Origin of the sequence: Oscillibacter valericigenes, from assembly GCF_021531435.1 — a bacterium.
GTDB classification, from domain to species: Bacteria; Bacillota; Clostridia; order Oscillospirales; family Oscillospiraceae; genus Oscillibacter; species Oscillibacter valericigenes_B.
In genome coordinates, this window is sequence record NZ_JAFBIS010000023.1 from 21,428 (window position 1) to 35,245 (window position 13,818).

Genomic DNA, 13,818 nt, shown 5'->3' on the forward strand with positions numbered 1-13,818 from the left:
AAATCCAGTGCGGTGTGCCGGATGTCAGCGCGGATATTCCCGCGCTCACCGCTTACTCTCCGCAAATGCCCAGGCCTCCCTCAGCCAGCCCAGCAATTCTCCGTCGATCTGCTCCTCTTCCGAGATCAATACATGGTGGGTCCAGCGGCCCGGATACGGTTCCACAGCCACCGCCGCCCGCGGCGATTCCAGCCGGTAAGGAAGCCCGACCGTCACCACGATGCAATGCTCCGGCCAGTCTTTCTTTCTGCGCACCGGCAGCGACACAGCCCCGAAGAGATGCCTGCCGTAAAAGCTGATCTGGCTTTTCTGCACCTTGACGGACGCCTCCGGGAACTCCCTTTCCATACGGCGGAGCAGCGTCTCATACAGCGCCAGCTCCAGCGGCTTTCCGTCAAAGAAAAACAACACGTCAGTTCCATCATGTTCAGATGTTTTCATGGCGCTCCCACCTCCCGTTTTTATTTTATCATATTGCCGGTGCTTTTTAAAGGCAGAATGCTGCGCGTTCACTGCATACCGGGTGGTTTTGATGTTTCTTTTTCGCTCTTATGCGGCCAGTCCCTCTTCGCGAAGCTCCTCCACGGCCTCCGCCATATTGTCTGCCGAGAAGCAAAAGCAGCCGTTGGCGTCAAATACCTCAACATGACCCATGACATACCGAATTTCAAATTGACCCATCATCTGTTCCTCCTTATGACCGATGCTCTTGTCTTGCACATAGAATACGGCTTTAGGTGTCCCATTATCCGGACAGTTCAAGGACTGCTTTTCCATCCGCAGGTGAAAACAACAAACTGGCCGTTTCAAATTTGAAAAAATACTGCTATACTTGTACTGTTAATGGGACAGGGAACTGATTAGTATGGAAACGACAGGCACCGCCATGTGCCGGCACAGAAAGGACTGCAAACGTATGGCCCGTTCTTCTTATCAGAAACTCAAGCCGCTCTATATCATGAATTATCTTCTGCAGAACACCGACGAGGATCACCCCGTTACCGTCAATCAAATCATCAGCTATCTGGATTCTCAGGGCATTTCCGCCGAGCGCAAGAGCATTTACAGCGACATTGAAGCCCTCCAGTATTTCGGGCTGGACATCGTGCAGTCCGGCTCCGGCCGCTCCTGCGGATACTACATTGCCCACCGGACTTTTGAGCTTCCGGAGCTGAAACTGCTGGTGGACAGCGTCCAGTCCTCCAAATTCATCACCCACAAGAAAACGGCCGCACTGATCAAAAAAATTGAAACGCTGGCCAGTATCCATGAGGCCCAGCTCTTGAACCGTCAGGTGTTCGTGAAAAACCGCATCAAGACCATGAATGAGTCCATCTACTACAACGTGGACGAGATCCACAACGGCATCTCGAAAAACAAGAAGATCCGCTTTCTCTACTTCGAGTACAACGTCCAAAAGGAACGCCAGTACCGCAGAAACGGGGCGTATTACGTTGTCAGTCCCTTCGCCCTGACCTGGGACGATGAGAATTACTACATGGTCGCCTACGACTCGGACGCCGCCATGATCAAACACTACCGTGTGGATAAGATGGAGAAGATCTCCATTCTGGAGGAAGATCGCGACGGTCTGGAGGCCTATCAAGCGCTGGACATGGCCATCTATGCCCGGAAAACCTTCGGCATGTTCACCGGCAAAGAGGAGCATGTGGTCCTCCGGTTTGAAAACCACCTGGTCGGCGCCGTTCTGGACCGGCTGGGGCGGGACGTCTTTATCGTCCCGGACGGCCCGGACCACTTCACCGTCCGGACGGATGTGATCGTCAGTCCGCAGTTCTTCGCATGGGTGACCGGCTTCGGTACCAGCGCACAGGTCATCGGTCCCGGCCACGTTGTCGAAGCCATGAAGGACCACATCTGCGCAGTGGCCGGTCAGTACGGACAGCGTCCGGAGCCGCAGAGGTAAGCCTTCTGACCCAGTTCCGCGCGCATCTTCCGGCGCTTATCACCCTCACTCCATTCCCGCTGCTCTTGCGGTCATCGCGCATTGCGGCGGTCTGTATCTTCTGTGCGGCTGCGGCAAGATGTCAGGCTTTGATTCGGGAGAGCCGCCGGCACTTGGCTGCGCTCTGCTTTCCGCCGGAGGCGTCATATCCCTGAAGCGATTCCTGCAGCAGGCAGAGCCCATGGTCATAACGATATTCCAAACGGCCGCCTCCGCCCTGTTCGCTGCCATATGCGCTTTGTATGGGACCGCGGGAGCAGCATGGCAGGCGCTGTGCCATCCGTCTGGCTTTCCATTCCATATCTGGTCCTCGGCTGTACCCTTGGCGGTTATATGCTGCAGAACACGGCGAGCCGCATGATCTCCGGGCGCCGCTTCGTTCCCGATGCGCTCTGTTCTGCCATGACCGCAAAAGCAAACTCCGAAGCATCGCATCCATACGGGCGCGCCGCTCCGCCAAAAAGAAGCCGAGGCAGGATACCTGCCCCGGCTTCACTATTTTTTGCCGCTATCCCCATTTTTTACTTGCCCTTAAAATCACTGTCAAAATACGGATGCGGTAAAAATTCCTCATTTCATTGGCGTTCCGGCTCCGGATCGCTTCTTTCGGTCCTGCCGGTGGAATGGATCAGCTTCTTCAAAACATCCTTCAGCACCGCCATGTCGATGGGCTTTGCGATATGAGCGCTCATACCCGCCTCCATCGCGTTTTGAACATCCTCCGCAAAGGCGTTGGCGGTCATGGCCACGATCGGGATCATCCCCGCGTCAGGGCGGTCCAGCTTCCGAATGGCCCTGGTGGCCTCATAGCCGTTCATCACCGGCATCTGGATATCCATCAGCACCGCATCGTAACAGCCCGGCGGCGCTTGCTGGAACCGCTCCAAGACCTCCTGCCCGTTTACTGTCCGTTCGCAGGACACTCCCTCATAGGACAGAAGCTCCTCCAGGATCTCCGCATTGATGTCGTTGTCTTCAGCCACCAGCACCCGCAGGCCTTCCAGCGTATTCATGTTGGGGGCCGGAAGAGCGCCCTCTCTCTGCCGGCCGGTTTCCTCCGCCTGCGCTCCGTATCGCAGTTCGAGTTCCACTCTAAAGGTGCTGCCCTCTCCCGGGGTGCTCTCCACGCAGATCGTGCCGCCCATCAGGTCCACAAGGTTCTTGGTAATAGCCATGCCCAGGCCGGTGCCGAGGATGCCGCTGGCGGTACTGTCATTTTCCCGGGTAAAGGGGTCAAAGATATGCTTCACAAATTCCGGGCTGATGCCGATGCCGTTGTCCCGCACCTGGAAACGCAGATGGGCATAGCCCCTGGAGGTCTCGGGCAGGCCGAGGATGGTCAGTTCGATATGTCCGCCTTCCGGTGTGTACTTGACCGCGTTGGACAGCAGATTCAGCAGGATCTGACTCAGCCGCAGCCTGTCGCCCAGGAAGCGTTCTCCCTTCACGCCGCAGACTTTGACATCCAAAGACTGTTTCTTCTCCCGGGTCTGGGGCTGTGTCACCGCGTTCAGGTCTTCCAGCAGTTCTGTCAGGCTGAACTCTGCGATGTTCAGTGTATTTTGACCGCTTTCGATCTTGGACATGTCCAGCATATCATTGATCAGCCTCAGCAAATGCTGTCCGGATGCGGTGATCTTCCGGCTGTACTCCCGTACCTTATCCGGCTGCGCGGCATCCCGGTCCAGCAGCGTCGAAAAGCCAATAATCGCGTTCATGGGGGTACGCATATCGTGGCTCATGTTGGAAAGGAACGTGGTTTTGGCTTCGTTGGCCGCTTTCGCCGCCCGGTAAGCCTCCTCTATCGCCATCCGGTTTTTCAATTCCGCTTCTTTCAGTTCCGTCACATCCTGCACTGCCATCAGCACAGAGACAGGCACGCCGTTTTCCCGCTTCAGGCACAGCACAGAGATTTGTCTCCAGCGCACGCCGTCCTCCTGAACCCGATACTCATACTGGAGATAAGGCGTGTCCTCCGTCAGGTCAGTCTGGATGGAGCTGATCGTCAGCGAATCCTGCAAATCCTCATTTTCCCAATCTATGCGGGCATCCCAATAATTCCGGAGCTGAGAATAAGTACCCTTCCGCGGAAGTGCCTCCCCGGAGCCAGCGTCACCAGCTTCTCCCCCTTCCCGGATATCGCGTTTCAAATATTCATAGGAATCGTTTTTCAGGTCGGCCAGGACAAAACTGCTGAACAGCTGTGAGGTGCTGTCAACAATGTCCCGCATCTCCTGCTTTTCCATGGCCAGCTTTGCCTTCTGCCGCCGGTTTTCCATGACCAGGATCAGAATATATCCCACGAACAGCAGGATCAGCCACAGCTCTAGATACATGGCAACGGCGTTGGACTCATACAGCATGGAGTTGGTAACTTTGATCGGGAAAACCTGCAGCAGCATCCAGTCTTTCCCCGGCAGTTTCGTTACATACGCCGCGTTGGAGCCCTGATCGCTTGTATAGGTCAGGCTTTCGGAGCTTCCGTTCTCCAGCGCATCCGCCAATGCCGCCACGGTTTTCTGATCCGCGCCCTCTGTTTCGCGCAGGGCGGTAATGATATTCTCCGGCGGCTCCTGATCGTTTGAACTGGAAAATACCGTCCCGTCAGCAAGACACAAATACGTCTCGGCCGGCTCCTCGAAATAGGTGGCGGCAATGATCTCCCGCATCTGATACTCGCCATAGCGTCCTGTGAGAACGCCCACGACCTCTCCGTCAAACCACAGTGGGGCGTAAAAGATCATCAGATTTTCATGGGCGATCCGGCCGTTGAAGATAATATCCATCCCGGAATGGCCTTCCATTCCGTCCTGAAAATAATATCGGTCTGACACTTGCGCCTGTTTTCCGTTGTTGTCGGTGTAAATGCCGTCAGTGCCCACGATTCCGATATAATCGAAAGGTGTGTCATCCACCAGTTTCTGCAGGGTTTCCGTGTCGATCCGGTCAGGGTCCATCGTCTGTCCGTACAGGTGCGCGATGGCACTGATGCTGTTCTCCGCTCCGACGAGCAGGTCTCCGATCCGCTTGGCCGTCTGATTCGCCGCATCCTCCACATATTTAGCATTTCGGTCTACCGTCATGCGGCGGTTCGTGTTCAGGTAAGCCGCAAAACTTGCGATGATGCAGACCAGGAGAATGCAGACTGGAATGGTTCGTTTCCAAAAAGTCCGGTTTTCTCGCATAAAATGGATTCACTTCCAAATTTAAAATCAGGTTTGGGATCCCCGCCAACAATTTTTGTCCATGACTTAACGCTAACATACCTCTTTTGTTTCGTCAAGGTTTCCTCATCTCAAATAACCATGTTATTGATCTTCCCGCGGTCTCTGTCCGTTTTATGGGACAGGCTTTGTTCTATACTGATACCATCAAGAGATTAGGAGGGTTTCGGTATGCTGGGTGCTGTTGTTTTTGCTGTTCTCTATCTGCCTCTCAGCGTTATTTTCGCGCTGACCGGAAAGTATCGATGAATCTGTTTGAAGGAGGGATCGCCATGTTCCGTCGTATTGGTTTTTCTTCGTGTTTGGATGAAACCGCTCCCAAAGCGTCCCCGGCGGCGGCAGCGGCCGGCGGAAAAGGCGAGCCGGTGAAGTCCGTTGTCCGCGTTCATTTTCCCGCACGGAATATGACCCTCTCATACTATAACGATCTGTTCGACCTGAAGGTCGGAGACATCGTGTTTGTGGAGGGAAAGCTGGAAGGGCTGCGCGGCCGCGTGGTGGACGTCACCTACAATTTTAAAATCAAGCTGTCCGACTACAAGCGCGTGATCAGTGTGGCGGATACGGAGGTCAGGGGCGAATTCTTTTTCGCCGGGTCTCATTTCATTACATTTGACCCCACAGTATTGCCATATGCCAAGTTCATCTCCTGGTTCAAGGCGCCGGATCAGGAGGATGACCTCTACGTTTCCGGCAGCGATGATTCCGGTTTCGATCTGAATGACCTCTCTGCCATGAAGATCAGCCGCGAGATCGCGGAGCGCGGCCACGGCTATTACATGGAAAACCGCGTGCGGTACATCTGTCTCGATGGCACAAAGGGCCGCGCCGCTGCGGAAGGCTCTCAGACCTATGAGCTGGAATTTGAATATCAGAACGGTGAAATTCGGAATCTCACCTGCAGCTGCTTTTGCAGCTACCCCTGCAAGCATGAGTTCGCCGCCATGCTTCAGCTCCGGGAAACGCTGGAGCTGATCGCGAAGCACTACGAGGCGCCGTATAAGGCAAGCAATTACTTCGCCGCGGTTGCCAAAGGCACTCTCATGAGCATGGTGGTGGATGGGAAAGAAACCGGCAGCATGCTCCTTGGATGATCCTAACAGCGGCCCTCTCCTGCTTCATGCAGGAAGGGCCGCTGCCTTGCTTTCGCCGCAATAAGCGCAGCCGGGCCGCCGCCTCTGACGGCAGCGGCCCGGCTGTGCAGGTAGGATGTGAGCTGAACGGAGAGGCTCCTGCCTTGGGTCATTACTTTGCGTACAGGCGATAGCCGTCATCGGTGCCGGCTTTCAGGACGGACAGGTAGTAGTCCGCGGAGTCCGTGGGCACATTGTAGACGAAAACGCCGCGTTTTGCGGTGTTGGGCGCCAGATCCGTATAGCAGAAGTTCTCGTCAAAGTACCAAAAAGCATCGGCGTACGGGTCGTACTTCCTTCCCTGGCTGTCTGTCAGGTCATTGTAGAAATTCAGGGTGTCCTTGGTGATGTTCTCGATCACGACGGAGAAGACGACAAACTTCGTGCCGTCCTGAGCCGTCTCCGGCACCATGTATTCCGCAGTCAGTTCGTTCCTTTCCTCGCATCCGGTGATACGGACTTTGATAGTGGCCAGTTCCGCTTCCCGGCCAAGAGAAAACTTTTTTCAATATCATAAAATTTAAAATCTGTTTTCACGCCGCTGTCCACTGACTTTTTTATATAGCCGAACAAGCCGTTATCTGTATATCTCTCCACTGTAATCACCGCCGATCATCCGTACAGCTTTTGTAAAAGATTGCATTTTTACAGCCCTGTTATTCCATCTCCTTTACTTTACTCTCTATAAATTCCACTTCTTTTTCAGTCAAGTTTCGATCGCAACATCATCATAGGCTTCAACACTGACAATGCGATCGTCTACAGAAATTAGTTCAAACAAGGCATGACGGACCTGTAGCATATAGCCTTCCAACTTGTCAGGGACATGAGTATTGCCAGCCATGGATTCACTCTCCTTGCCATAAGCACATGAGTTGCACTCATAAAATATAATGAATAGGCAAAAAACCGCATGGATATAAATCCACACGGTTGCCTTGGTGTCACAAAGGCCTACCGTTAATTTATTATAATGCAACTTGATACAAATTTCAATATTTTGTAAAAAGCAGTACAATCCTCCTCACATTTTGCACCGCAATAAGCAAAGAAAAAGTCTCTGAAATCAACGATTTCAGAGACTTTTGGTCCGAGTGACTGGAGTCGAACCAGCCTGACCTTGGTCCCAAACCAAGTGCCTAACCGATAGGCTACACCCGGATATTCAGTTTTGAGTTATTATACCACGGTCAGGGCGAAAATCAAAGTTTTTCCTGTCTGTAGTCATTTATGTGGTCAAAGCGGTTTTTGGCCCGGTTTTGCTGCCCGGAAAAATCCCGCAAATGCCCGTGTTGCAAGGGGTTCCGGGCTTTGACTGTATCCATCGTGGATGAAATCCACAACGCTCCCAAACCACCCGCGCTACCAACTGCGCTAATCCCGGCTATTGACTCGTTTTTTAATAATATACTGCCAACTATACGCGATGCTTAACTCACATGTTCTTTCTTATTTTACCGATTTACACGGCAAAGTCAAGGTATTTCTGGCGCAGGGCGGAAAGACTTTCCACCCTGCGCCTCACATCAAAAAATCAGTCCGTCAAGCGCTTTCAATCGCTCTCCTCAAATATCCCGCCGACTCCGCCCGCGCTTCCGCCAGCTTCTGATGGATGGCCCCATAGTCCATCTCTGCGTCCGCCGCCGCGGTGTCCGGCATCCCCACGATCCGGTCCGCGCAGCCCAGCCGGGACAGCAGGCTGTAAATGCGGGAGTAGGCCGGCTCCGCCTTCTCCTTGGGCGACATGGCGGTGAAAAAGGGCCGGTCAAACTGCATGGAAAACACTGACCCGTGGAAGGAGTTCGTACAGACGCAGGCGGCATTCCGGAACAGCCCCAAAAATTCCCGTGGGCCCGCATCGAACACCACGGTCTCCGCTCCCGGCAGGGCGCGGCGGATGCCCGCCAGCTGCACAATAGGCCAGCCGGTACGCTCATGGAGCTCCCGGGCCCGCTGCCCCACCTCGCCAGGGTCGGAGATGAAGTAGCAGAGAATATAGGGTTCTTTCCGGTCAGGCTCCGCCGCCAGTTCGCCCCACTGCTCCCCGGTCAGCAGCAGCGTGGGGTCCAGCACCAGCTGAACTTCCTTGCCTGTAATGTTCTCCAGCAGTTCCTTGCCCCGGCTCTCCCGGGCGGACAGGGCGGCAAACGACGCTAGATAGTCCCGCAGCTGCCCGTCATAGGGCTGGGGCAGCGAGGACACGCCCAGGCTGGGCGCATAGGCGATCTTCCGCCCCTCCCGGACGAAGTCCAGCAGGAAAGCGGGCTCAAACTGCTTATCCGCATAGATATAGGGATTCCAGATCTGATCGCTGCCCGCCACATAGACGTCATAGGCAGGCGGGTCCCGCCGCAGCTCCTCAACGGAAGTATACCGCCGGGGGCTCAGCGCCATCTGCTCCGCCACAAAAGCCTCAAAGCGGTCATACCGCCGCTTCATCGGCCCGTAGTGGAGGGCCGTGTGGACGTTGGAGGCCAGCGCCCGGACGGAATTGGGCTTCTGGAACAGGGCGCTGGACTGGGTCGTATGGGGCAGGCGGAAGTCGATGACCTGGCAGTCATGCCCCAGCTCCTGGATGGCCCGCATGGTGGCGTAGGCCTGGAGCTGGGCGCCGTAGTGGTGGGCAAAATGGAAGGTGATCAGTCCTGTATGCATAAAAGGCTCACATCCTCGGTCAAAATCGTTTTGACTGATTATACTACACTTTCCCCTGCCGCTTCAAGCCCGGTTGACAAATCCGGGTCGGAACGGTAAACTATGATGGAATGAGTATGACATTTAGAATCCATAAGGAAGGAGCCTTCCGGGATGAAGGTCCTCTATCTCTTGAATTTCGCCGGAAAGGGCGGCACGGAGCGGTACGTGGAAACGCTGGTCCGCTACCTGAACGGCACCCATATCGAAGCCTTTTTCGCCTACAACCAGGACGGCCCGCTGGTGGAAAAGCTGCAATCTCTGGGCGTTCCCTGCCGCCGCGTGGAGATGCGCCGCCGGTTCGACTTCCGGGCGGCCCGGGAGCTGGCATCGCTGTGCCGGGAGTGGGACATCGACCTGGTCCACTGCCAATTCCTGCGGGAGCACTACACCGCCCTGCTGGCTAAACAATATAACGCCCATATTCGGGTGGTCTACACCCACCACATCCTCCAGAGCAACAACGCCGTGACCCGGCTGACCAACCGCCTGCTGGACAGGCGGCAGGACATGATGCTGGCGGTGTGCACCAAGGGCCGGGAGCAGCTCATCGCCAACGGCTGGAGCGGTGACCGCGTCCGGGTGATCTTCAACGCCGTGGACGCCGCCGCCTGGGCGGGCGGCCCCGCCGAATCCACCCTGCGGTCGGAAATCGGCGTGGACGGCGGCTGCTTTGTCCTGCTCTATGCCGCCCGGTTCGTGGAGGGCAAGGGCCACGCCCCCCTCATCGACGCCATGGCCCTGCTGAAAGGGCGCACAGCCCTCCCCTTCACCCTGGCGCTGGCGGGAGACGGCCCCCTGCTGGAGCCCGTCAAGCAGCAGGTCAGGGACCTGGGGCTGGAGGACCGCGTCGCTTTCCTGGGCTTTCGTCAGGACATGAAAAATCTATACAAGGGCGCCGACCTGTGCGTCTGCCCCTCCCAGCAGGAGGCATTGTCCTTCTTCCTCATCGAGGCCATGGCCTCGGGCCTTCCCGTGGTGGCTACCGATGTGGGCGGCAACAGCGACATCGTAAACGACGATGCCGGGGACGGCCTGCTGGTGCCCTACGGCGACCCGGACGCCATGGCGGAGGCCATCCGCCGCATGATGGAGGACAAGCCCTTCCGGGAGCAGTGCCGCAAAAACGCCCTCCGGGCCATCCAAGAAAAATTCGAGATCCACGGCTGGATGGACAAGACCCTGGACGCCTACCGGGCCGCCCTGTCCCGCTGACACAAGATAGGAGAACTCCATGACAATGATTCAAAACAGTTTTATCTGCTGCCTGCTGCTGTCTCTCCGGCAGCGCTTTTCCGCCCTGTGGGAGGAAAGCTCTACCCGGCAGGTCTGTCTGAACATCGGCCGCTGGATACAGGCCAAGGTCGGCGCCAGCGTCCTCTGCGACTTTGTCTGGCGGGAGGGCACCCTGCCCCGCCAGTGGCAGGACAGCCTGTTCCGCCGCCTGTTTACCTGGGTTTTGAACCTGCCCTGTGCCCTTGTCCGGTGGCTCCACAAGACCTTTGAAAGCCTGTGGGACGGCAGCTTCATCCTCCGGGGTCTCACCGCCTGGGGCGGCCTCTCGTTTGTGTTCCTGGGCCTTTTTATGCTGGTGATGCTGGTGGCCCCCCACAGCCTTTGGAACAATGCCTACGGCTTTCTGGGGGCTGTGGCGGTGACCGCGCTGTTCATCCTGGGCTGTGCCGCCAAGCCGGAGCGCAGCCTGAACGTGGATGTGTTCGGCCCCTACATGCTGCTCTACCTGCTGTGCATCTTCTACGCGCTGGTGTGCAGCCTGTCCACCTCCCTGTCCATCCGCTTCTTCCTGTTCCACGCCGCCGCGTTCCTGCTGGCGCTGATGGCCGTCAATTCCGTGGAGCATCTGGACCAGCTCCGCGTGGTCATCGGCCTGGCCGTGGCGGGCATCACCGTGGCCGCCGTTTACGGCTGCTACCAGGGCTATGTGGGCGTGGAGGTGGTGGCCTCCCTCCAGGACATGAAGCTGAACGAGGGAATGCCCGGCCGGGTCTACTCCCTGTTTGACAACGCCAACAACTTTGCCGAGCTGCTGGTCATGCTGATCCCCCTGGATGTGGGCCTGCTGTTCAGCGCCAAAAGCTGGAAGGGCCGTCTGGCCTGCCTGGTGGTGCTGGTGCCCTGCATCGTCTCCATCGGCGAGACCTATTCCCGCTCTGGATGGATCGGCCTGGCGCTGGCAGCCTGCGTGTTCATCGCCCTGGTGAACTGGAAGCTGGTGCCGGTGATGCTGGTGCTGGGCGTGTGCGCCATCCCCTTCCTGCCCGCCACCATCTACAACCGCATCCTCACCATCGGCAACACGAAGGACTCCTCCACCCAGTACCGCTTCGCCATCTACGAGGCCACCGCCAACCTGATGAAGGACTACTGGGTCCGGGGCGTGGGCCTGGGCACCGACGTGCTGAAAAAGGCCTTTGCCGCCTACCCCACCATGTTTGACGGCAACTCCCCCACCCACACCCATAACAACTACCTGCAAATGTGGTGTGAGACGGGCATCGCGGGCTTCGCCGCGTTCCTGACTCTGCTGCTGTACACGCTAAAATCCGGCGTCAAGACCTTCTACGGTTCCAGGAACAAGCGCCTGCGCTATGTGCTGGCCGGCGCTGTGGCCGCCTTCTGCGGCATTCTGGTCATCAGTCTGGCGGAGTACACCTGGTTCTATCCCCGGAATATGTTCACCTACTGGTTCCTGTTCGGCGTCATCATGGCCTGTGTGAAGCTGGGCCATCAGGAAAAGGCCGCCTGATAGAAAGGCGCGGAGGGGCTCTCCGCGCTTTTCCCTTAACCGATCAGCCCGCTGTCCCGCAGGTTGGCGGCGCGGGCCTGGAGCTCGTCAAAGGTCGTAATATTGTCCTCCCGTTTCAGGGCCTGCCGCACCTCAGGCGGCAGGCCCTGAAAGTATTCATAGGCCGACAGGTCCTGGTCCAGCATATCAGACAGGCAGAGATAACCGGATAATCCCGGATGCTTCATTCCATTCACCTCCGGCCATAGCTTGCCCGATTCCTGTCGAAGCAACCGTGAAACCGCCGTTTTTTGTCCTGTTTTGCGCAGGCTCTTTCAAACCGCCGCCCGCAATGATATAATTGTAAAAAAGGGGGTATCTCCCATGTACTTTTACCGTGTCGAAAACGATTTGGCTGTATCCGCCCTGCCGGATCTGCCCTTTGAAACGGCGGAACCCGGTACGCCCGCCCTGTTCCTGACGGAGCGGGAGGGCGGCCCCGCGGTGTTCCGGGCCACCCGGTCTCACCACCTGACGGACCCGGCGGACGTCCGCTGGCTGACGGACGGCCCCGCCCTGGACCGCCCCCTGACGGCGGTCAACCTCCGCCATCCCCGGTGGCAGGACGCCCTGGCTTTCACCGCCCCGAAGCCCGGAAAAAAGCGGGTGCACCTGCTGGCGGTTGGGGATGTGGGCGGCACTTTGCTCACCGCCCTGAAGCTGCTGGGCGGCGACTGCATCTCCGCCATCGGCATCCGGGACCTGAACGAAAACACCGTGGCCCGGTGGGTCACGGAGATGGGCCAGGTCGCCTGGCCCTGGGACTACGGTGCCCTCCCGGAAGTGGAAGCCATCCCGGAAAACCAGCTTTTTGACTGCGACGTGTTCATCTTTGCCGCCACCAAGGCCATCCCGGCGGTGGGCAGCATCGTGCAGGATGTCCGCATGGCCCAGTTTGCCGCAAACCGTCCCCTGGCGGAGCATTTCGCAAAGCAGGCCCGGGAAGCCCGGTTCGGCGGACTGTTCGTGGTCCTCTCCGACCCGGTAGACCCGCTGTGCAAGGCGGCGTGGCTGGCCTCCAACGCCGCCCCGGACGGCACGCTGGACCACCGGGGCCTCCTGCCGGAGCAGGTGCAGGGCTTCGGCCTGGGGGTGATGAACGCCCGCGCTGCCTACTTTGCAAAGCAAAACCCCCGTTTCGCCAGCTTCCTCACCGAGGGCCGCGCCTTCGGCCCCCACGGCCAAGGTTTAGTGATCGCCAACTCCATCGAACACTACGACGACGCCCTGTCCCGGGAGCTGACGGAGAAAGTGGAAACCGCCAACCTCCGCATCCGGGACCTGGGCTTCAAACCCTATGTGGCCCCCGCGGTGTCCTCCGGCGCCATGCAGCTGCTGCTGACCCTGCGGGGGGACTGGCACTGTTCTTCCGTTCCGCTCGGGGACGTGTGGTTCGGCGTGAAGAACCGCTTCACGCCTCAGGGACTGGAGGTGGAGACTCTCCCCCTGCCGGACGCCCTGTTCGCCCGCCTGCTGGAAACGGAAACCCTGCTGAAAGCCATCATCTGAAAGGAGGAAGCCATGCGCTTGACCGTTGTCTGCCCCGGCGGCACCGCGTCAGAGCGGTATGCCCTGACGCTGGAACACGCCCTGCGGGGTCATCCCGCCCGGGTGGTGACCTCTATCTCTGAGTCCCTGCAAAACCGGCCCATCCTGTTCGCCGTCCCGCTGGACGAAAGCGGCGTGAACCACGGGTACTACGACCTGCTGGCATACCTGCGCACCCACCCCGGCTGTCTGGACGGCAGCGTGGGCGGCGTGCTGGTGGACGGCCCCGGCGACCTGTATACAAAAGCCGTGGGCCGGGAGCTGGTGCTCTCCGCCAGCAGGGCGGGCTGCGCCTTTCCGGGCCGTCCCCTGGTGGAGGCCACCGGAGACCTGCGGAATTTCACCGTACAGGCGAAAAACGCGGGCTGTTCTCTGGAAGAAGCCTACCACCTTGCCGCCGCGGACCTGGTCGACCGGGTGCTGGACTTCGCCCCGCCCCGTCGCCCC

The 13,818-nt window shown here is 58.0% G+C and carries 11 protein-coding genes, 1 tRNA gene and 2 pseudogenes; 6 read left to right on the forward strand and 8 right to left on the reverse strand.

Annotated elements, in window-relative coordinates; all coding sequences use genetic code 11:
• Positions 1-45 precede the first annotated feature (45 nt).
• Together JQM68_RS11300 and JQM68_RS13795 are read right to left on the reverse strand one after the other, a co-directional pair.
• The gene (locus JQM68_RS11300; protein ID WP_235223107.1) at positions 46-441 is read right to left on the reverse strand and encodes a DUF5655 domain-containing protein; all 396 of its coding nucleotides are present in this window, start codon (positions 439-441) and stop codon (positions 46-48) included.
• A gap of 108 nt (positions 442-549) precedes the next feature.
• Positions 550-681: a hypothetical protein gene (locus JQM68_RS13795; RefSeq protein WP_268821498.1), complete on the reverse strand. Its 132-nt coding sequence runs from the start codon at positions 679-681 to the stop codon at positions 550-552.
• Between the two features lie 235 nt (positions 682-916).
• Here JQM68_RS13795 and JQM68_RS11305 point away from each other — a divergent pair, with 235 nt between their 5' ends.
• Positions 917-1,927 (forward strand): helix-turn-helix transcriptional regulator, encoded by a 1,011-nt coding sequence (locus tag JQM68_RS11305; RefSeq protein ID WP_235223108.1) that lies wholly within the window; start codon positions 917-919, stop codon positions 1,925-1,927.
• 614 nt (positions 1,928-2,541) lie between these two features.
• Here the strand turns inward: JQM68_RS11305 and JQM68_RS11310 are convergent.
• On the reverse strand, positions 2,542-5,151 hold the full coding sequence (locus JQM68_RS11310; protein ID WP_235223109.1) for a hybrid sensor histidine kinase/response regulator: 2,610 nt from the start codon (positions 5,149-5,151) through the stop codon (positions 2,542-2,544).
• Between the two features lie 311 nt (positions 5,152-5,462).
• On the opposite strand from JQM68_RS11310, the gene JQM68_RS11315 reads away from it, so the two are divergent.
• Positions 5,463-6,284 (forward strand): SWIM zinc finger family protein, encoded by an 822-nt coding sequence (locus JQM68_RS11315; protein WP_235223110.1) that lies wholly within the window; start codon positions 5,463-5,465, stop codon positions 6,282-6,284.
• A 151-nt stretch (positions 6,285-6,435) separates the two neighbouring features.
• On the opposite strand, the pseudogene JQM68_RS11320 reads toward JQM68_RS11315, so the two are convergent.
• From JQM68_RS11320 to JQM68_RS11335, 4 genes and pseudogenes are all read right to left on the reverse strand, one after another.
• Positions 6,436-6,804: pseudogene (locus JQM68_RS11320) on the reverse strand (DUF4352 domain-containing protein); the annotation flags it as partial.
• A 225-nt stretch (positions 6,805-7,029) separates the two neighbouring features.
• A complete protein-coding gene (locus JQM68_RS11325) occupies positions 7,030-7,167 on the reverse strand; it encodes a hypothetical protein (RefSeq protein WP_235223111.1) in 138 nt (45 codons plus the stop codon).
• Positions 7,168-7,409: 242 nt separating this feature from the next.
• A tRNA-Pro gene (locus tag JQM68_RS11330) sits at positions 7,410-7,484 on the reverse strand.
• A gap of 381 nt (positions 7,485-7,865) precedes the next feature.
• The gene (locus tag JQM68_RS11335) at positions 7,866-8,978 is read right to left on the reverse strand and encodes a polysaccharide pyruvyl transferase family protein (RefSeq protein WP_235223112.1); all 1,113 of its coding nucleotides are present in this window, start codon (positions 8,976-8,978) and stop codon (positions 7,866-7,868) included.
• Positions 8,979-9,131: 153 nt separating this feature from the next.
• Here JQM68_RS11335 and JQM68_RS11340 point away from each other — a divergent pair, with 153 nt between their 5' ends.
• Together JQM68_RS11340 and JQM68_RS11345 are read left to right on the forward strand one after the other, a co-directional pair.
• Entirely contained in the window at positions 9,132-10,232 is a 1,101-nt protein-coding gene (locus JQM68_RS11340; RefSeq protein WP_235223113.1) for a glycosyltransferase family 4 protein, read from the forward strand.
• Positions 10,233-10,251: 19 nt separating this feature from the next.
• Positions 10,252-11,784, forward strand: a complete 1,533-nt coding sequence (locus JQM68_RS11345) for an O-antigen ligase family protein (RefSeq protein WP_235223114.1) — start codon at positions 10,252-10,254, stop codon at positions 11,782-11,784.
• A gap of 35 nt (positions 11,785-11,819) precedes the next feature.
• On the opposite strand, the gene JQM68_RS11350 is transcribed toward JQM68_RS11345, so the two are convergent.
• Positions 11,820-12,011: a hypothetical protein gene (locus JQM68_RS11350; protein WP_235223115.1), complete on the reverse strand. Its 192-nt coding sequence runs from the start codon at positions 12,009-12,011 to the stop codon at positions 11,820-11,822.
• Positions 12,012-12,147: 136 nt separating this feature from the next.
• Between JQM68_RS11350 and JQM68_RS11355 the strand changes: the two genes are divergently transcribed.
• Positions 12,148-13,332 carry a Rossmann-fold NAD(P)-binding domain-containing protein gene (locus tag JQM68_RS11355; protein WP_235223116.1) on the forward strand — a complete coding sequence of 395 codons (1,185 nt, stop codon included), beginning with the start codon at positions 12,148-12,150 and terminating at the stop codon, positions 13,330-13,332.
• A gap of 12 nt (positions 13,333-13,344) precedes the next feature.
• Positions 13,345-13,818, forward strand: a pseudogene (locus JQM68_RS11360) (NADPH-dependent oxidoreductase); the annotation flags it as partial.